General features: G+C 57.1%; 19 protein-coding genes. 16 read left to right on the top strand and 3 right to left on the bottom strand.

Features of this window, described 5'->3' with window-relative positions:
- Positions 1-184: 184 nt before the first annotated feature.
- From F8N21_RS02635 to hisC, 10 genes are all read left to right on the top strand, one after another.
- Positions 185-994: an ATP-binding cassette domain-containing protein gene (locus F8N21_RS02635; RefSeq protein WP_150640637.1), complete on the top strand. Its 810-nt coding sequence runs from the start codon at positions 185-187 to the stop codon at positions 992-994.
- Positions 994-1,791, top strand: a complete 798-nt coding sequence (mlaE, locus tag F8N21_RS02630; RefSeq protein ID WP_150640636.1) for a lipid asymmetry maintenance ABC transporter permease subunit MlaE — start codon at positions 994-996, stop codon at positions 1,789-1,791. The genes F8N21_RS02635 and mlaE overlap by 1 nt, the downstream gene beginning before the upstream one ends.
- Positions 1,791-2,258 carry an outer membrane lipid asymmetry maintenance protein MlaD gene (gene mlaD, locus F8N21_RS02625; RefSeq protein ID WP_150640635.1) on the top strand — a complete coding sequence of 156 codons (468 nt, stop codon included), beginning with the start codon at positions 1,791-1,793 and terminating at the stop codon, positions 2,256-2,258. Before mlaE ends, mlaD begins: the two co-directional genes overlap by 1 nt.
- A 12-nt stretch (positions 2,259-2,270) precedes the next feature.
- Positions 2,271-2,924 carry a phospholipid-binding protein MlaC gene (locus F8N21_RS02620; protein ID WP_150640634.1) on the top strand — a complete coding sequence of 218 codons (654 nt, stop codon included), beginning with the start codon at positions 2,271-2,273 and terminating at the stop codon, positions 2,922-2,924.
- Positions 2,921-3,226, top strand: coding sequence for a lipid asymmetry maintenance protein MlaB (locus F8N21_RS02615; RefSeq protein ID WP_150640633.1), 306 nt, complete (start codon positions 2,921-2,923; stop codon positions 3,224-3,226). The genes F8N21_RS02620 and F8N21_RS02615 overlap by 4 nt, the downstream gene beginning before the upstream one ends.
- Positions 3,227-3,340: 114 nt before the next feature.
- Positions 3,341-3,592: a BolA family protein gene (locus tag F8N21_RS02610; protein WP_150640632.1), complete on the top strand. Its 252-nt coding sequence runs from the start codon at positions 3,341-3,343 to the stop codon at positions 3,590-3,592.
- Positions 3,593-3,614: 22 nt separating this feature from the next.
- On the top strand, positions 3,615-4,880 hold the full coding sequence (murA, locus tag F8N21_RS02605) for a UDP-N-acetylglucosamine 1-carboxyvinyltransferase (RefSeq protein ID WP_150640631.1): 1,266 nt from the start codon (positions 3,615-3,617) through the stop codon (positions 4,878-4,880).
- A gap of 130 nt (positions 4,881-5,010) precedes the next feature.
- Positions 5,011-5,646, top strand: coding sequence for an ATP phosphoribosyltransferase (gene hisG / locus F8N21_RS02600; protein WP_007901570.1), 636 nt, complete (start codon positions 5,011-5,013; stop codon positions 5,644-5,646).
- Positions 5,647-5,814: 168 nt separating this feature from the next.
- On the top strand, positions 5,815-7,140 hold the full coding sequence (gene hisD / locus F8N21_RS02595; protein ID WP_150640630.1) for a histidinol dehydrogenase: 1,326 nt from the start codon (positions 5,815-5,817) through the stop codon (positions 7,138-7,140).
- Positions 7,137-8,189 (top strand): histidinol-phosphate transaminase, encoded by a 1,053-nt coding sequence (gene hisC, locus F8N21_RS02590; protein WP_150640629.1) that lies wholly within the window; start codon positions 7,137-7,139, stop codon positions 8,187-8,189. Before hisD ends, hisC begins: the two co-directional genes overlap by 4 nt.
- 121 nt (positions 8,190-8,310) lie before the next feature.
- Here hisC and F8N21_RS02585 read toward each other — a convergent pair whose 3' ends face one another.
- The 3 genes from F8N21_RS02585 to algW all read right to left on the bottom strand — a co-directional run bounded on the left by F8N21_RS02585 (position 8,311) and on the right by algW (position 12,482).
- Positions 8,311-9,030, bottom strand: coding sequence for a DUF4198 domain-containing protein (locus F8N21_RS02585; RefSeq protein WP_150640628.1), 720 nt, complete (start codon positions 9,028-9,030; stop codon positions 8,311-8,313).
- A gap of 12 nt (positions 9,031-9,042) precedes the next feature.
- Entirely contained in the window at positions 9,043-11,148 is a 2,106-nt protein-coding gene (locus tag F8N21_RS02580) for a TonB-dependent siderophore receptor (RefSeq protein ID WP_150640627.1), read from the bottom strand.
- Positions 11,149-11,321: 173 nt separating this feature from the next.
- Positions 11,322-12,482, bottom strand: a complete 1,161-nt coding sequence (gene algW / locus F8N21_RS02575; RefSeq protein WP_150640626.1) for a Do family serine endopeptidase AlgW — start codon at positions 12,480-12,482, stop codon at positions 11,322-11,324.
- Positions 12,483-12,584: 102 nt separating this feature from the next.
- Here algW and F8N21_RS02570 point away from each other — a divergent pair, with 102 nt between their 5' ends.
- From F8N21_RS02570 to F8N21_RS02545, 6 genes are all read left to right on the top strand, one after another.
- Positions 12,585-13,343 carry a Nif3-like dinuclear metal center hexameric protein gene (locus F8N21_RS02570; protein WP_150640625.1) on the top strand — a complete coding sequence of 253 codons (759 nt, stop codon included), beginning with the start codon at positions 12,585-12,587 and terminating at the stop codon, positions 13,341-13,343.
- 380 nt (positions 13,344-13,723) lie between these two features.
- Complete coding sequence (gene cysD, locus F8N21_RS02560; protein WP_150640623.1) at positions 13,724-14,641, top strand: sulfate adenylyltransferase subunit CysD; 918 nt, start codon at positions 13,724-13,726, stop codon at positions 14,639-14,641.
- Between the two features lie 9 nt (positions 14,642-14,650).
- Entirely contained in the window at positions 14,651-16,549 is a 1,899-nt protein-coding gene (gene cysN / locus F8N21_RS02555; protein ID WP_150640622.1) for a sulfate adenylyltransferase subunit CysN, read from the top strand.
- Between the two features lie 1,151 nt (positions 16,550-17,700).
- On the top strand, positions 17,701-18,033 hold the full coding sequence (locus tag F8N21_RS30720; RefSeq protein WP_224788150.1) for a hypothetical protein: 333 nt from the start codon (positions 17,701-17,703) through the stop codon (positions 18,031-18,033).
- Between the two features lie 17 nt (positions 18,034-18,050).
- Positions 18,051-18,284, top strand: coding sequence for a 2OG-Fe(II) oxygenase (locus F8N21_RS30715; protein ID WP_263597291.1), 234 nt, complete (start codon positions 18,051-18,053; stop codon positions 18,282-18,284).
- A gap of 3 nt (positions 18,285-18,287) precedes the next feature.
- The gene (locus F8N21_RS02545) at positions 18,288-19,091 is read left to right on the top strand and encodes a hypothetical protein (protein WP_150640621.1); all 804 of its coding nucleotides are present in this window, start codon (positions 18,288-18,290) and stop codon (positions 19,089-19,091) included.
- The last annotated feature ends 118 nt before the right edge of the window (positions 19,092-19,209 follow it).

The following is a 19,209-nucleotide window of genomic DNA, read 5'->3' as shown; positions in this document are numbered from 1 at the left end:
TCTGCCCAACCGCTCCATCAGGCCGCTTTTTGCCTGTCTGGTTGCTGAACAGGCTTGGCATCGGCCTTGGGCGCTCTGCGTCAGCAGTGATATAGTTCGCCGCCAGTTCGGCCTGCCCAGGATCTATGTGCTTTTGGCAGGGAGCCAGGCGTCCAAGTGAGAGGCTGCATCGCAAGGAGTTTAGATGAGTGCCGATAACGCCTACGCGGTCGAGCTGAAGGGACTGTCCTTCAAGCGCGGTACGCGCAGCATTTTCAATAACGTCGATATTCGCATTCCGCGGGGCAAGGTCACCGGCATCATGGGACCTTCCGGCTGCGGCAAAACCACACTGCTACGCCTTATGGGCGCGCAGTTGCGGCCCAGTAGCGGCGAAGTCTGGGTCAACGGCCAGAACCTGCCGAAGCTTTCGCGCAGCGATCTGTTCGACGCACGCAAGCAAATGGGCGTGTTGTTTCAGAGCGGTGCACTGTTCACGGATCTGGATGTTTTCGAGAACGTGGCCTTTCCGTTGCGCGTTCACACCCAGTTGCCGGATGAAATGATCCGCGACATCGTCTTGCTGAAACTGCAGGCGGTGGGGCTGCGTGGCGCCATCGATCTGATGCCGGACGAATTGTCGGGCGGCATGAAGCGTCGTGTTGCCCTGGCGCGAGCCATTGCCCTCGATCCGCAGATCCTTATGTACGACGAGCCTTTTGTCGGTCAGGACCCTATCGCCATGGGCGTGCTGGTGCGCCTGATCCGTCTGCTCAACGATGCCTTGGGAATCACCAGTATCGTGGTTTCCCACGATCTGGCCGAGACCGCGAGCATTGCCGACTACCTGTATGTGGTCGGCGATGAGCAGGTACTGGGGCAGGGGACTCCCGAAGAGTTGATGAACTCCGATAACCCACGCATTCGTCAATTCATGACCGGCGAACCGGATGGCCCGGTACCGTTTCACTTTCCGGCGTCGGACTACCGCGCAGATCTTCTGGGGAAGCGCTGATGCGCAAGAAATCACTGATTGAGAGGATTCGCCTCTTCGGTCGCTCGGCCATCGATATAGTCGAAGTGCTCGGACGTTCGACGCTGTTTCTGTTTCATGCATTGCTCGGCCGCGGTTCGGTCGGCGGCGGGTTTGGCCTGCTGGTCAAACAACTGCATTCGGTCGGCGTGATGTCCCTGGTGATCATTGTGGTCTCCGGGATCTTCATTGGCATGGTTCTGGCGCTGCAAGGCTTCAATATCCTGTCCGGCTACGGTTCGGAGCAGGCGGTCGGGCAGATGGTTGCGCTGACCTTGCTGCGCGAGCTGGGGCCGGTGGTCACGGCCTTGTTGTTCGCCGGGCGTGCCGGTTCGGCCCTGACCGCCGAAATCGGCAACATGAAATCCACCGAGCAACTTTCCAGTCTGGAAATGATTGGTGTGGACCCGCTCAAATACATCATTGCCCCGCGCCTCTGGGCCGGTTTCATTTCCCTGCCACTGCTGGCGATCATTTTCAGCGTGGTAGGGATCTGGGGCGGCTCCTGGGTGGCTGTCGACTGGCTTGGCGTGTATGAAGGTTCCTACTGGTCGAACATGCAAAATAGCGTGAACTTCAGCGACGATGTGCTCAATGGTGTGATCAAGAGCATCGTTTTTGCCTTTGTAGTGACCTGGATTGCCGTATTCCAAGGCTATGACTGCGAGCCCACATCCGAGGGGATCAGTCGTGCCACCACCAAGACCGTGGTGTATGCCTCATTGGCCATTCTCGGCCTGGACTTTATTTTGACCGCCTTGATGTTTGGAGATTTCTGATGCAAAACCGCACCCTGGAAATCGGTGTCGGCCTTTTCTTGCTGGCTGGCATCCTGGCTTTGCTGTTACTTGCGTTGCGGGTCAGTGGTCTGTCCCCAACCTCGAGCAGCGAAAGCTATAAACTTTATGCATATTTCGACAATATCGCCGGTTTGACGGTCAGATCCAAAGTGACCATGGCCGGTGTGACCATCGGTAAGGTCACGGCTATCGATCTGGATCGCGACAGTTTCACCGGTCGGGTCACGCTGCAGCTGGAAAAGCGGGTAGATAATCTGCCGACTGATTCCACTGCATCGATCCTGACCTCTGGCCTGTTGGGCGAGAAATACATCGGCCTCAGCGTGGGCGGGGAGGAGACCCTGCTCAAGGATGGTTCCACTATCCATGACACCCAGTCATCGTTGGTGCTCGAAGACCTGATCGGTAAATTCCTGCTCAATACCGTTAGTAAAGACGCCAAATAAGGAGTTTTTTCAATGATCTCTACCTTGCGACGTGGCCTGTTGATATTGCTCGCGGCCTTGCCATTGATGGCTAACGCCGTGGCTGCGCCTTCCGCGCACGATCTGGTACAGGACACCACTACCCGGTTGCTGGCCGATCTGGCAGCCAATAAAGAGAAGTACAAACAAAGCCCAAGTGCATTCTACGATGCCCTGAACGGTATCGTTGGCCCGGTGGTCGATGCCGATGGCATTTCCCGCAGCATCATGACGGTGAAGTATTCGCGTAAAGCTACCCCTGAACAGTTGGCGCGCTTTCAGGACAACTTCAAGCGCAGCCTGATGCAGTTTTATGGCAACGCCCTGCTCGAATACAACAACCAGGGCATTACCGTTTCTCCTGCCAAGGAGGAAGGCAAGGACCGCACCACTGTCGATATGCAGGTCAAGGGCAACAACGGCTCGATCTACCCGGTTTCCTACACCCTGACCAAAATCAACGGTGAATGGAAAGTCCGCAATGTGATCATCAACGGCATCAATATTGGCAAGCTGTTCCGTGATCAGTTCACTGACGCCATGCAGCGCAATGGCAATGACCTGGACAAGACCATCGATGGTTGGGCCGGTGAAGTCGCCAAAGCCAAGGAAAAAACTGCAGAATCCACCGAGAAGACTGTGCAATGACTGAGTCGGCTGTCCGTATGAGCCCAGCTGGCGAGTTGTTGCTCAGTGGCGTACTGGATTACCGCAGCGGTCCCGGTCTGCGCACGGAAGGCCAGGCCTTGATCAACGCCAGCACGGCAGCCTCTCTGGTTGTCGATTGCTCGGCGGTGGAGAAGTCCAGCAGCGTCGGTCTGTCGCTGTTGCTGGCCTTTATGCGGGATGCGCAAGCGGCCGGCAAGGCGTTGAGCATCCGGGCGTTACCCGACGATATGCGTGAAATTGCTCAGGTCAGCGGTTTGACCGAGCTGTTGGCGCATCCCTAACTATCATCTATAGAGAGGCCCCCCGTCAGAGTCCTGCTTAGCGGGGTTCGCAGGCGCGGGGCTTTTTTGTATGATGTCCGACCCGCGCGCACAGGGCGCCGATTGAGGTTGAGCATGCAGGCCAACGAAGTGAAGAGCTTTCTTGAAGGAAAGCTGTCCGAAACACTTTTATCAGTGCAGGTAGAAGTTGAGGGCGAAGGCTGCAATTTTCAGCTGAACGTGATTAGTGACGAACTGGTGGCATTGAGCCCGGTCAAGCGTCAGCAGAGCGTTTATGCCCATTTGAACCCATGGATCGCCGATGGCAGCATCCACGCGGTCACTATGAAATTTTTCAGCAGCACGGCCTGGGCCGAGCGCACCTGAGCCCAAGGGCGACGAGATTCTTATGGATAAATTGATTATTACCGGCGGTGCTCGTCTTGATGGCGAAATCCGCATCTCCGGGGCAAAGAACTCTGCCCTGCCGATTCTGGCTGCAACCTTGTTGTGCGATGGCCCGGTGACGGTTGCCAACCTGCCGCACCTGCACGACATCACCACCATGATCGAGCTGTTCGGGCGCATGGGCATTGAGCCGGTGATCGACGAAAAACTCAGCGTCGAAATCGATCCGCGCACCATCAAGACCTTGATCGCCCCGTACGAACTGGTGAAAACCATGCGTGCCTCGATCCTGGTGCTGGGCCCGATGGTAGCCCGTTTCGGCGAAGCCGAAGTCGCTCTGCCTGGCGGTTGCGCCATCGGTTCGCGTCCGGTTGACCTGCACATCCGTGGTCTTGAAGCCATGGGCGCGGTCATCGACGTCGAAGGCGGCTACATCAAGGCCAAGGCGCCTGAAGGCGGCCTGCGCGGTGCGCATTTCTTCTTCGACACCGTCAGCGTGACCGGTACCGAAAACATCATGATGGCAGCCGCTCTGGCCAAGGGCCGCAGCGTTCTGGCAAACGCCGCTCGCGAGCCTGAAGTCATCGACCTGGCGAACTTCCTGATCGCCATGGGCGCGAAGATCTCCGGCGCCGGAACCGACACCATCACTATCGATGGCGTGGAACGTCTGCACCCGACGACCTACAAAGTGATGCCGGACCGCATCGAAACCGGTACCTACCTGGTCGCTGCTGCCGTGACCGGCGGCCGCGTGAAGGTCAAGGACACCGATCCGACCATCCTTGAAGCCGTACTGGAAAAACTCAAGGAAGCCGGCGCCGAAATCACCTGCGGTGAAGACTGGATCGAGCTGAACATGCACGGCAAGCGGCCAAAAGCCGTCAACATTCGTACGGCTCCGTACCCGGCGTTCCCGACCGACATGCAGGCGCAGTTCATCTCGCTCAACGCCATTGCCGAAGGTACGGGTGCGGTGATCGAGACCATCTTCGAAAACCGCTTCATGCACGTATATGAACTGCACCGCATGGGCGCCAAGATCCAGGTCGAAGGCAACACTGCAATCGTCACCGGTACCGAAAAACTCAAGGGCGCGCCAGTCATGGCTACCGACCTGCGGGCTTCGGCCAGCCTGGTGATTTCGGCACTGGTCGCCGAAGGCGACACGCTGATCGATCGCATCTACCACATAGACCGTGGTTACGAGTGCATCGAAGAGAAACTGCAGATGCTCGGCGCGAAGATTCGTCGCGTACCGGGCTAGTTTCTGCGTCAAGGGCACAGGGATGTGCCCGACAGCTGGTTTTATCTGGCCTGAGCTTTTTCAGGCTCGATGTGTGTCCGGCGCCGTTTGCGTCCGGGCATGAGTATCCTGATAAGGACTTACGTTTCCCATGTTGACCATCGCACTGTCCAAGGGCCGCATCCTCGACGACACCCTGCCGCTTCTGGCTGAAGCGGGCATTGTGCCGACCGAGAATCCGGACAAGAGCCGCAAGCTGATCATCCCCACGACCCAGGCCGATGTGCGCTTGCTGATCGTGCGTGCCACTGATGTGCCGACTTATGTCGAGCATGGCGCCGCCGACCTGGGTGTGGCCGGTAAAGATGTGTTGATGGAATACGGTGGCCAGGGCCTGTACGAGCCCCTGGACCTGCGAATTGCCCTGTGCAAGCTGATGACCGCCGGCCGTGTCGGTGACGTCGAGCCCAAGGGCCGCCTGCGGGTGGCGACCAAGTTCGTCAACGTTGCCAAGCGCTACTACGCAGAACAAGGCCGTCAGGTCGACATCATCAAGCTCTACGGTTCGATGGAGTTGGCGCCGCTGATCGGTCTGGCGGACAAGATCATCGACGTGGTCGATACCGGCAACACCCTGCGCGCCAATGGCCTGGAACCCCAGGACTTCATTGCCGATATCAGCTCCCGGCTGATCGTCAACAAGGCCTCCATGAAAATGCAACACGCCCGTATCCAGGCGCTGATCGATACCCTGCGTAAAGCGGTAGAGTCGCGACACCGCGGCTGAGCCACCCGCGCGACCCAGGTCGCGCCCATCTATCCGTGTCATAGCCAGAATTCTCAGGTGCCCACGCGGATGGCTTGGTAGTCTTGCGGCGCCTGAGCTTTTGCAAACACAGTTTGCATTTGTAAGCTTTGCCCATTTGAGCATTCGCCAATTATCGAGGCCTTCGCCATGACCGCTCCCACTGCAATTCGCCGACTCAACGCTGCTGACCCGGACTTCGCACATCATCTGGATCAACTGTTGAGCTGGGAAAGTGTGTCTGACGATTCGGTCAATCAACGGGTGCTGGACATCATCAAGGCCGTGCGCGAGCGTGGGGATGCCGCGCTGGTGGAATTCACCCAGCGTTTCGATGGCCTGCAAGTGGCGTCGATGGCGGACCTGATCCTGCCCCGCGAGCGCCTGGAACTGGCCCTGACCCGAATTACCGCGCCCCAGCGCGAAGCCCTGGAAAAGGCCGCATCGCGGGTGCGCAGCTACCACGAAAAACAGAAACAGGAATCCTGGAGCTACACCGAAGCCGACGGTACGGTGTTGGGCCAGAAGGTCACGCCAATTGATCGCGCCGGTCTGTACGTACCGGGTGGCAAGGCGTCCTATCCGTCTTCGGTGTTGATGAACGCCATTCCGGCCAAGGTCGCGGGTGTGACCGAAGTGGTCATGGTCGTTCCGACCCCGCGCGGTGAAATCAATGAGCTGGTGCTGGCCGCGGCCTGCATCTCCGGTGTCGACCGGGTGTTCACCATCGGTGGCGCCCAGGCGGTTGCCGCGTTGGCGTACGGCACCGAAAGCGTGCCGAAGGTCGACAAAGTCGTCGGTCCGGGCAACATCTATGTGGCCACCGCCAAGCGTCATGTATTCGGCCAGGTCGGTATCGACATGATCGCTGGCCCATCCGAGATTCTGGTGGTTTGCGACGGTCATACCGATCCGGACTGGATCGCCATGGACCTGTTCTCCCAGGCCGAGCACGACGAAGATGCCCAGGCGATCCTGGTCAGCCCGGATGCCGGGTTCCTCGACAAGGTGGCGGCGAGCATCGCCAAACTGCTGCCGACCATGGAACGCGCCGAAATCATCGAGACCTCGATCAACGCTCGTGGTGCGCTGATTCAGGTCCGCGACATGGAGCAGGCCATCGAAGTGGCCAACCGCATCGCCCCGGAACACCTGGAATTGTCGGTCGCCGATCCGCAAGCCTGGCTGCCGCAGATCCGTCACGCTGGCGCGATCTTCATGGGCCGCCACACGTCCGAAGCCTTGGGCGATTACTGCGCAGGTCCCAACCACGTGTTGCCAACCTCTGGCACAGCGAGGTTCTCCTCGCCGCTGGGTGTGTACGACTTCCAGAAGCGCTCCTCGATCATTTTCTGCTCGGAACAGGGCGCGTCCGAACTGGGCAAGACGGCTTCAGTGCTGGCCCGCGGCGAGTCGTTGACCGCCCACGCCCGCAGCGCCGAATACCGCATCGTTGAAGAAGGGAAAAAAGCATGAGTAAATTCTGGAGTCCCTTCGTCAAGGAACTGGTGCCCTACGTGCCGGGCGAGCAGCCGAAGCTGGCAAAACTGGTCAAGCTCAACACCAACGAAAACCCTTACGGGCCGTCGCCTAAAGCCTTGGCGGCGATGCAGGTCGAGTTGAACGACAACCTGCGTCTGTACCCGGATCCGAATAGCGACCTGCTCAAACAAGCCGTTGCCAAATACTACGGCGTGCAGAGCAATCAGGTGTTCCTCGGCAACGGTTCCGATGAAGTGTTGGCACATGTCTTCCACGGTCTGCTGCAACACGCTCAGCCGATACTGTTCCCGGACATCAGCTACAGCTTCTATCCGGTGTACTGCGGCCTGTACGGCATTGCGTTCGAGACGGTGGCACTGGACGAGCAGTTCCAGATCAACCCGGCCGACTATGCCAAACCCAACGGCGGGATCATCTTCCCCAACCCGAATGCGCCGACCGGTTGCCTGTTGGCGCTGGACGCAGTCGAGCAGATCCTCAAGGCCAGCCCGGATTCGGTAGTGGTGGTCGACGAAGCCTACATCGACTTCGGCGGTGAGACGGCGATCAGCCTGGTGGATCGTTATCCGAATCTGCTGGTGACCCAGACCTTGTCCAAGTCGCGTTCCCTGGCGGGCCTGCGGGTCGGTCTGGCGGTCGGTCATCCGGACTTGATCGAGGCGCTGGAGCGGATCAAGAACAGCTTCAACTCCTATCCGCTGGATCGCCTGGCGAATGTAGGTGCAGCTGCGGCATTCGAGGATCGAGAGTACTTCGACAAGACCTGCCGGTGGGTCATCGAAAGTCGTGAGAAGTTGGTCGGGCAGTTGGAGGCCAAGGGTTTTGAAGTGCTGCCGTCGGCGGCGAACTTCATTTTCGCCCGGCATCCGAACCATGATGCGGCGGGTCTGGCAGCCAAGCTGCGGGAGCAAGGCGTGATCGTTCGGCACTTCAAGCAAGAGCGGATTGCCCAGTTTCTGCGGATCAGCATCGGTACGTCGGAGCAGAACCAGGCGTTGATCGACGGCCTCGGCGACCTCTAAACCGCTATCGCGAGCAAGCCCGCTCCCACACTGGACCGTGCATAGCCGCAAAATTGTGGCAAACACAGATCAAATGTGGGAGCGGGCTTGCTCGCGATTGGGGCGTCACCGACTCCAAGCCTTACTCGTGATGCGCCTCCCCCAGAAACGTCAGCGAACTGAACACTCCCCGCGTCGCCACATCGGCATTGTCCTTCAGCGGAATTTCCATCTGCGCCCCAATCACATTCAACCCCTCATTACGCACCAGCACCTGGGCCCGACCTTCGGCATCTGTCTCGGTGCTCAGGGTATTGGGCGCATTGCGATAATCACCAATCAACTTCACCCCAGCCGCGGGCTTGCCATCGAGTAACACCTGCACCGGCAAAGACTTGCCCGGTCCGACGGTCAGCGGATCAATCTCCGGCAGAATCAGCAATTTCATCTGATCGAGCTTCGGCAATTTCGCCCCCGGCTGGTAAATCGCCAGGCTGTATTTGAAGGTCTGGGTTGACTCAATAGCCCTCGGCACTTTGCTGCGTCCTTCGTTGATCCATTTTTTATCGGCGGTCTGCGACCACATGCCATTATCCAGCACCACGGCCATTACCGCCGGTGGTTTCAACGGTTGCAGGCGGGCGTGGTCGACCAGGCGCCGCACGCTGACCGGAATCATCTTGCCGTCGAGGTCATAAGCCCAGGCGCCGCTGATTTTCTGCGACTTGAAGGCATTGTCTTCGGCGCCATGGCCGTAGATGACTTCGATATTGCCGCGGCGCTGTTCGGTCCACAGGCCGTGGGCCGAGACTTGAGTAGCGAACAACAATCCGAGCAGCGCCAGTGATTTGAGTTGTTGCATGGTGACTTCCTTTTACAGATTGAGTGTCAGGCTGACGGTGAAATTGCGCGGTTCGCCGGGGTTGACCCAGTAATTGCTGTAGGAGCGCTCGTAGTATTTTTCGTCGAACAGGTTGTTCAGGTTGAGCCCCAGGGTGAGGTTTTCACTGGCCTTGTAATGGGCCAGCAGGTCGACGGTGTGATAGGCCGGCAGTTCGAAATCGCTGCCGGCTTCACCCGAACGATCGCCGACATAGGTGAGCGCCGCGCCAAGGTCCGAGCCGCGTAACCGACCATCCTGAAATTCATACACTCCGAGCAAACTACCGCTGTGCCTGGCCACGCCGAGAATCCGGCTGCCGGTGGGGATGGTTTCGTCGCCTTGGGTAACCTCGGCATCGATATAGGCAAAAGCCCCGATCACTCGCACGGCATCGCTGAGTTGCCCGGCGACCTGCAGGTCGAAACCCTGGCTGCGGGCCTTGCCCATGGCGCGGCTGGTGTCGGTGCCCGGGTCGAGGGCCAGCACGTTTTCTTTCTCGATATGGAAGGCGGCGAGGGTGGCGCTCAGGCGCTCGTCGAACAGCTCGCTTTTGATCCCGATTTCGTAGCCCACGCCTTGCTCCGGGTCGAAAGATTTGCCAGCGGCGTCCAGGCCATTGTTCGGTTTGAATGAAGTGGAGACGTTGGCGAACAGCCCGACTTGTGGCGTCAGCTGGTAGAGCAGGCCGGCCCGCTGGGTCAGGGCGTCATGAGTTTGCCGGATATTGGCGTTCCTCGCGTGGTCGTCGATCTGCTGCTCGAAGTGCTCGATACGCGCACCGAGCATGCCCCGCAGGCGCTCGGTGAAAACGATTTGGTCCTGCAGGTTCAGCGCCTGGCTTTCGACGTGCTCGAAGAAATCCGTGCCCGAGTGTGCGCCAGCGGGTTTCGGCTGGCCGTAAACCGGGTGGTAGATGTCGATGGCGTATGGGCCGCCGGCAATGCTGGTGACCCGCTCGTTCTTGCGGTAGTTCTCGTATTCGCTGCCGATCAGTAGCTCGTGCTGCCAGCTGCCGATGTCGAACAGGCCGCGCAGTTCCAGCTGGGTAATGCTGTCGTGCCAGTTGCTATCGCGCTCGCGGTAGCGACGGTTGACGGTGTGGCCGTCGGCATTCAGCGGGCGAGCCTCGGAGGCGAAGCCCCAGAGTTTGCCTTCCTTGTAATGGCTGGCCAGGCGTAGCTTCCAGCTGTCGTTGAGCTGATGTTCGAGCGCGGCCTGGAGCCTATTGTTGTGGTTGTCGATGTTGTCGTCATCGGGTTCGCCGAGGAAGGTCGAGGGAGAAACGCCGCTCCACTTATTGTTCGGCGCGACGATGCCGCGGTCGAAGGTCGAACTGTGACGGACGAATTCGCTTTCCACCAACAGGTTGGTGTCCGGGTTCAGTTGCCAGCTGAACGACGGCGCGACGAACACCCGCTGACTGTCGACGTGATCGCGGAAACTGTGGTTGTCCTCCACCGCGAGGTTTACCCGGGACAGCACATCACCCTGCGCATCGAGAGGCGTGTTGACGTCGATGGCCGTGCGGTAACGGTCCCAACTGCCAGCGCTGGTTTGCAGCGTGGTGAAGGCCTCAGGCTGTGGCTTCTTGGTGACGATGTTCACCGTGCCGCCGGGATCGCCACGGCCATACAGGCTGGCTGCCGGGCCTTTGAGCACTTCGATGCGCTCGATGTTGGCGGCATCCGGGGTAGTCGGGTAACCGCGGTTGGCGCTGAATCCGTCCTTGTAGAACTCCGAGGTGGTGAAGCCGCGCACGCTGTACTCGTACAGGGTCAGGCCACCGAAGTTGTTTTGTTTCGAAACGCCGCCGGCAAATTCCAGAGCGCGTTCGACACTGCTGCTGCCCAAATCATTGAGCACACTGGCGGGAATCACGCTGATGGACTGCGGGATGTCCTTGATCGCCGTGTCGGTCTTGGTCGCGCTGGACGAGCGGGTGGCGCGATAGCCCTGGACCGGGCCGGTAGGGGATTCGTAGTCGGAGGTGACGCTGATGGCGTCCAGCTCGAGGGTTTGCGGCTCTTCGGCGAAGACCGGATCTCCCAGCAGGCCGAGGGCCAGGCCTGCCAGGGAGACAATTTTGCGAGACGTCATGACATCGTTCCAATAGCGATATTGGAACAATATAACATAACTAGTAGGGGTGTATTCTGTTGATGAGCCCGCTTCAGTGAAGAGGCTTGGTGCTGCTTAAGGCGCTAAAGATCGCAGCCTGCGGCAGCTCCTACAGGCGCTAAAGATCGCAGCCTGCGGCAGCTCCTACGGGCTTACTCTTCCTCTTTGGCGGGAGTAATTGCAGGGGGTGGCCGCAGGCCTATCTCCGCGGTGAGCTTGAGCTCCTTGCCGTTGCGCATGACCTGGATGCTGACCTTGTCGGTCGGCTTGATCCGCGCCACCTGGTTCATCGAGCGGCGCCCGTCGCCGGCCGGTTCGCCGTCGATGCTGAGGATCACATCACCCAGTTGCAGGCCGGCCTTTTGCGCCGGACCGTCGCGGAAAATCCCGGCTACGACGATGCCCGGACGCCCGGAGAGGCCAAAGGATTCCGCCAGCTCCTGAGTCAAGGGCTGCACTTCGATGCCGAGCCAACCACGGATGACCTGACCGTGTTCGATGATCGACTTCATCACCTCCATGGCCAGTTTGATCGGGATCGCGAAACCGATGCCCTGGGAGCCGCCGGACTTGGAGAAGATCGCCGTGTTGACCCCGGTCAGGTTGCCGTTGGCGTCCACCAGCGCACCACCTGAGTTGCCCGGGTTGATCGCGGCATCGGTCTGAATGAAGTCTTCGTAGTTATTCAGGCCCAACTGGTTACGCCCGGTGGCACTGATAATGCCCATGGTGACGGTCTGGCCGACGCCGAACGGGTTGCCGATGGCCAGCGCGACATCGCCGATGCGAATGTTGTCGGAGCGGCCGACGGTGATCGAAGGCAAGTTCTTCAGGTCGATTTTCAGCACCGCCAGGTCGGTTTCCGGGTCGCTGCCGATCACCCGAGCCAGGGTTTCACGACCATCCTTGAGCGCCACCACGATCTGGTCGGCGCCGCTGGTGACGTGGTTGTTGGTCAGCAGGTAGCCTTCCGGGCTCATGATCACCCCCGAGCCGAGGCTGGACTCCATGCGCTTCTGCTTGGGCAGGTTATCGCCGAAGAACCGTCGGAACTGTGGATCCTCGAACAATGGATGGCTGGGTTTGTTGATGACCTTGGTGGTGTACAGGTTGACCACCGCAGGCGCGGCAATGGTCACCGCATCGGCGTAGGACACCGGGCCCTGCTGGGCCAGGGTAGTTTGCGGGGCTTGTTGCATATTGACGTCAAGGCTTGGCAGCCCCACCCACTGCGGGTAACGCTGAATAATCAGCATCGCGATAAGTACGCCGGCCAACAGCGGCCAGCCAAAAAAACGCAGCGCCTTGAGCATTAAGCAAGTCCTGAGAGGTTGCAGGGGGTGTGAGACCGCCCATAATGTCGCGCATTATAGAGGCGTGCGAGTGCCTCTGAACGGGATATTTAGGAGTCTTTTATGGCCGTTGCCCTGAACACCCTGGTAGAAGAAGCGGACCGCTACCTCAGCAGTTCGCGGATTGCCGATTACTGCCCCAACGGCTTGCAGGTCGAAGGCAGTCCGCAGGTCATGCGCATCGTCAGCGGCGTCACTGCCAGCCAGGCGTTGCTCGACGCGGCGGTGGAGGCCAAGGCTGATCTGGTGCTGGTGCATCACGGCTATTTCTGGAAGGGCGAGAATCCGTGCATCACCGGCATGAAACAGCGCCGGCTGAAAACCTTGCTCAAACACGATATCAGTTTGCTGGCGTACCACCTGCCACTGGACTTGCATCCCGAGGTCGGCAACAACGTGCAGCTTGCCCGGCAGTTGGATATTACTGTCGAAGGCCCACTGGATCCGGATAACCTTAAAATCGTCGGTTTGGTCGGCTCGTTAAGCGAACCGATGACCCCTCGGGATTTCGCCCGGCGCGTACAGGAAGTGATGGGCCGTGAGCCACTGCTGATCGAAGGCAGCGAGATGATCCGGCGTGTCGGCTGGTGCACCGGTGGTGGCCAGGGGTATATCGATCAAGCGGTGCTGGCCGGTGTCGACCTGTACCTGAGCGGCGAAGCCTCTGAGCAGACCTTCCACAGCGCTCAAGAAAACAACATCAGCTTTATCGCCGCCGGTCACCACGCCACCGAGCGCTACGGCATACAGGCGCTGGGGGACTACCTGGCACGGCGCTTTGCCCTCGAGCACATCTTCATCGATTGCCCGAATCCGATTTGATTTTCAGGGGGGGCGATGCGAGTACCCTTTGTAGGAGCTGCCGCAGGCTGCGATCTTTTGATCTTTTGATCTTTTGATCTTTTGATCTTTTGATCTTTCGCTTGGGACTCAAGTGGACCTGGAAAGATCGCAGCCTCGTTTCACTCGACAGCTCCTACGCTCCTACGCTCCTACGCTCCTATGCAGCTCCTATGCAGCTCCTATGCAGCTCCTATGCAGCTCCTACGCAGGTCCTACAAGGTGTGAGTCCCAAACACCCGAGTATATTCATATACTTTTTCGATCTAGCTGGCCTCCTCAATAGAAGTGGACGCTGTGCTAGCATGCCTCGCTCGAACACGGCCCGCTGGCCGTCCATAAGATCGTTTTCGTGAGTAGCTATGGTCGACAAACTGACGCATCTGAAACAGCTGGAGGCCGAAAGCATCCACATCATCCGCGAGGTCGCCGCCGAGTTCGATAACCCGGTGATGCTGTATTCCGTCGGTAAAGACTCCGCCGTGATGCTGCACCTTGCGCGCAAGGCGTTCTTCCCGGGCAAACTGCCGTTCCCGGTGATGCACGTCGACACCCAGTGGAAATTCAAGGAAATGTACAGCTTCCGCGACCGCATGGTCGAAGAGCTGGGCCTGGATCTGCTGGTGCATGTCAATCCCGAGGGCATAGCGCAGGGCATCAACCCGCTGACCCACGGTAGTGCCAAGCACACTGACATCATGAAGACCGAAGGCCTCAAGCAGGCTTTGGACAAATACGGCTTCGACGCCGCCTTCGGTGGTGCCCGTCGCGACGAAGAGAAGTCCCGCGCCAAAGAGCGCGTGTACTCCTTCCGTGACACCAAGCACCGCTGGGACCCAAAAAACCAGCGTCCCGAGCTGTGGAATGTCTACAACGGCAACGTCAACAAGGGCGAGTCGATCCGGGTCTTCCCGCTGTCGAACTGGACCGAGCTGGACATCTGGCAGTACATCTACCTCGAAGGTATCCCGATCGTTCCTCTGTATTTCGCCGCCGAACGCGACGTCATCGAGATGAACGGCACCTGGATCATGATCGACGACGAGCGTCTGCTCAATCACCTGAGTGATGAAGACAAGGCGCGTATCGTCAAGAAGAAAGTCCGCTTCCGCACACTGGGCGACTACCCGTTGACCGGCGCGGTCGAGTCCGAGGCCACCAGCCTGACCGACATCATTCAGGAAATGCTCCTGACGCGAACTTCCGAACGCCAGGGCCGGGTCATCGATCACGATGGCGCAGGTTCGATGGAAGAAAAGAAACGTCAGGGTTATTTCTAAGGGGTTGTCATGTCGCACGCATCTGATTTGATCAGCGAGGACATCCTCGCCTATCTGGGCCAGCACGAACGCAAGGAAATGCTGCGCTTTCTTACCTGTGGCAACGTCGACGATGGCAAAAGCACGCTGATCGGGCGTCTGCTGCACGACTCCAAGATGATCTATGAAGATCACCTGGAAGCGATTACCCGCGACTCGAAAAAAGTCGGCACCACGGGCGATGATATCGACCTGGCGTTGCTGGTCGATGGCCTGCAGGCCGAGCGCGAGCAGGGCATCACCATCGATGTCGCCTACCGTTATTTCTCGACGGCCAAGCGCAAGTTCATCATCGCCGATACGCCTGGCCATGAGCAGTACACCCGCAACATGGCCACCGGCGCATCGACCTGCGACCTGGCGATCATTCTGGTGGATGCCCGCTACGGCGTGCAGACCCAGACCCGTCGTCACAGCTTTATCGCCTCGCTGCTGGGCATCAAGCACATCGTCGTCGCCATCAACAAGATGGACCTCAACGGCTTTGATGAAAAAGTCTTCGAGTCGATCAAGGCCGATTACCTGAAGTTCGCCGAAGGCATCGCGTTCAAGCCGAGCACCATGGCCTTCGTTCCGATGTCGGCGCTCAAGGGCGACAACGTGGTGAACAAGAGCGAGAGTTCGCCCTGGTACACCGGCCAGTCGCTGATGGAGATTCTCGAAACTGTCGAGATCGCCAACGACCGCAACTACACCGACTTGCGTTTCCCGGTGCAGTACGTCAACCGTCCGAACCTGAACTTCCGGGGTTTCGCCGGTACCCTGGCCAGCGGCATCGTGCACAAGGGCGATGAAGTTGTTGTTCTGCCGTCGGGCAAGAGCAGCCGGGTCAAGTCCATCGTCACCTTTGACGGCGAGCTGGAACACGCCGGTCCTGGCCAGGCGGTGACGCTGACCATGGAAGACGAGATTGATATCTCCCGTGGCGACTTGCTGGTGCATGCCGATAACGTGCCGCAAGTAACCGACGCCTTCGACGCCATGTTGGTGTGGATGGCCGAAGAGCCGATGCTGCCGGGCAAGAAATACGACATCAAGCGCGCTACCAGCTACGTGCCGGGTTCGATCACCAGCATCGTCAATCGCGTCGATGTGAACACCCTGGCCGAAGGTCCTGCCAGTTCGTTGCAGTTGAACGAGATCGGTCGGGTCAAGATCAGCCTCGATACGGCCATCGCCCTGGACGGTTACGCCAGCAACCGCACCACCGGTTCGTTCATCGTCATCGATCGTTTGACCAATGGCACTGTCGCAGCGGGCATGATCATCGCCCAGCCTGTGGCGCACGACAGCGTCACTCACCATGGCAAGCTGGCGCATGTCGCGGTTGAAGAACGCGCCCAGCGCTTCGGCCAGCAACCGGCCACGGTTCTGTTCAGCGGCTTGTCCGGCGCGGGCAAAAGCACACTGGCTTACGCGGTTGAACGCAAACTGTTCGATATGGGCCGCGCGGTGTTTGTACTCGACGGCCAGAACCTGCGTCATGACCTGAACAAAGGTCTGCCGAGTACTCGTGCCGGGCGTACCGAGAACTGGCGCCGTGCGGCTCACGTCGCGCGTCAGTTCAACGAAGCCGGCCTGCTGACCCTGGCCGCCTTTGTCGCACCAGATGCCGAAGGCCGCGAACAGGCCAAGGCGCTGATCGGCGGCGATCGCTTGCTGACCGTGTACGTGCAGGCTTCGCCGACGGTCTGTGCCGAACGTGATCCGCAAGGTTTGTACGCGGCGGGCGGGGATAACATCCCTGGCGACTCCTTCCCGTACGACGTGCCGCTGGACGCCGACCTTGTGGTCGACACCCAGTCGCTGTCGCTGGAAGAGAGCGTCAAGCAAGTGCTGGAACTGCTGCGTAACCGCGGCGCGATCTAAGCGTTAGTCGGTCATAAGAAACCCGCGGATGAGTGATCATCCGCGGGTTTTTTTGTGTCCTTGAAATCGCCATCGCGAGCAAGCTCGCTCCCACATTGGTTCTCTGTGGAACCCAATTCAGTTTTCACTAAAGATCAACTGTGGGAGCGAGCTTGCTCGCGATGAGGCCCTCACATCCAGCTCAATTACTGGCGGGATACTCCCGATGCATCTGCGCCAGCAAGGCATCCTTGTTTTCTCCCAGCACATTGATCCAGCAGTCTGCGCGGAGCTGTGATCCAGAGGGCTTATACGCAGCAGACGGGGGTGCCATCCCTATCGACTCTTCTCATACAGAACGGACAGCGTAATTAACGCTATCGGACATGGACTACAGGAGTGTCGGAAACTGGTAAGTTATATTTATTTGCATATGGGGGTAATGTTCTTAGCAGATGTCTAGTGGGACTCTGAATAGGTTTCAGAATTTATGAAGCACTCACATCATACGAACAGAACGATTGAGTTCCGATTAGATATGTGTACTTCGCCGATGCTGAATGCACCGGTAAACGTAGCAATCAAAAGTCAGTGGTACTTCAAACCTTCCTTAGGTTGAGACTCAGGGAACTAGGGTATGCGTAAAAAAACATTCTTCATCCCTTCCGGGTATGTAATTAGTATCTTTGAAATTATTTTTTTGATGATTGTTTTTTTATTATTTTCTATTTTTTCTTTCTATATTTTTAATAAAATAATAGATATACCTCTAGTTCCCAGAAAAATAGTTTTGGAAGATGCTTTTATATATAGAAGCCTTTCGGAAGCTTCAAGGACTAGGTCGTGTCTGTATCTTAGGGTTGGACTGGGTGATTATGTGTATGACCATGTTATAGAGGTTTCTAGTCGTGATGTTCGGCACTTGGACTTGAGTGAGTCACGAAAGCTGTGGGTCGCTGTAGATTCAGGTCGGAATAATCGATTTGTCTGGGGGGTGTATGATAATGACGGTGGGTTAATGATAAGTCGTAAAGATATATTGCAGTGGGCAAGATTCGACAATATTAAAAATTATCTTGCAATTGTTACATCGTCGGTTTTGTCTCTGTATTTGCTTTTGTTGATTTTTCGGAATGGTTTCTGGAATAGATTCGCAGCGAAAAGGAAAGCATGTGAAAATCGAGCAGATTGATAATGGAATATTTGTAATTGACGATTTCTTAACTCGAGGAGAAGAGGAAAGCATAAATCTTCAGCTTAAAGGCGCTGTTTGGAGATACAACTGGCCGAATTATGAAGAACTCCCCTTTATTAGACCTTGTTGGCATGTTTTTATTGCTGGTAAAGGTCGTCCTGACCGGCAGTCGTGTGTAGAAGAGTTGAGCAGTAGTGAATCATGGTGTTTTCTGATCGGGTTTTGGGAGAGGTTGTCAGGATTACATGATTTCAATATTACATTATTAGGCGTCTACGCAAATGGCAGACGTTCGGGCAAGACACGATAATTCACCGGGATAATAAAATGCATCCAGGGCTGACAGTGATCGTTTTCTGTAATGAGCACTGGCCCACGTCTTGGGGTGGGGAACTCGTTTTCTATGATGATAAAAAAGAAAACGTCGTAAAGTCTGTGCTGCCAAAATCACGGCGGGTAGTAATTTTCGATGGACGAATTCCACATGCCGCGAGATCGCCTTCTGTGAAGTGTGATCAGGTAAGAATGACACTTGCGTTTAAAACTGTGATCAAGGAGTGATATATGGCCGGGAAAGTCGAAATATTTGTAGGTGTTGTCAATGACGGTGTGACTGTTGGCGCGGGCGCAACTGCAGTATCAGATCAGTTTTTAGTTAACGGTGCTGGAATGGTGTTGTTGAATCAAACGGCGCAAACAGGAGCTGTGATAGCGAGTGTGACCTCCGTAACAAGACTAGCAGGCCCTTATGTTCCGATTGTGAGCATGCCGGCCAACATAGTCGCGGGAACAATTACTTTTTTAAAGATCGGAGTAGATATCAGGGATGGCGCCGAATTCAAGGCGGGTGATGTTATCAGTCTTGTAGGGAATGTTGCAGGAGTGATTGCTACGATGGCAATCTTGGGTGGGGCAGCACCTGCAATAATTACTGGTTTAGGCCTTGTGACGATATCAGCGGGTATGTATTCGATTCTTGGTACGGAAACATTTGAAAGAATCACAACAAGCGCCGCGAACTTCTTTAAAGAAAAAGCATTGGATAGTTACCTTGATTATGTCTGTGCGCCAGATATGCAAATAGTTCATAAAGATACATTGGCTGCGGCGTATAATAATCAGATGCTTTCTTGTAATTGGATATCTGCAACTGGAGAGTTGCAGTCATCTGCGATAGCTGCTCCCAATGAAAGTAGTGGGGGTGGTGGTTTTCATCCTCCATTATTACCCGTTTCTCCTGCTCCCCCTCCTGGAAATATCGCAACGGTAACTATTGGGTCACTTGAATTTGGTAGCGGAAGTGGTGGCTCTGACGATAGTGGTGATGAATATGGTTGCTGTACTGGAGGAAGCGATGGTTATGTGTAGCGGCTTGCATTTTTAAATCGTCCCGCTCGCATTTGTCCGCCGAATTAGCCCCAGATTAAACGACTCTATTGGGCTCCTCTAAAAACAAAAATCCGATTTATCTTTGAGCGAGAAAATG

It is taken from the genome of Pseudomonas fluorescens (genome assembly GCF_902497895.1).
GTDB lineage: Bacteria > Pseudomonadota > Gammaproteobacteria > Pseudomonadales > Pseudomonadaceae > Aquipseudomonas > Aquipseudomonas fluorescens_BP.
This window is presented reverse-complemented; position numbering and strand designations above follow the sequence as displayed.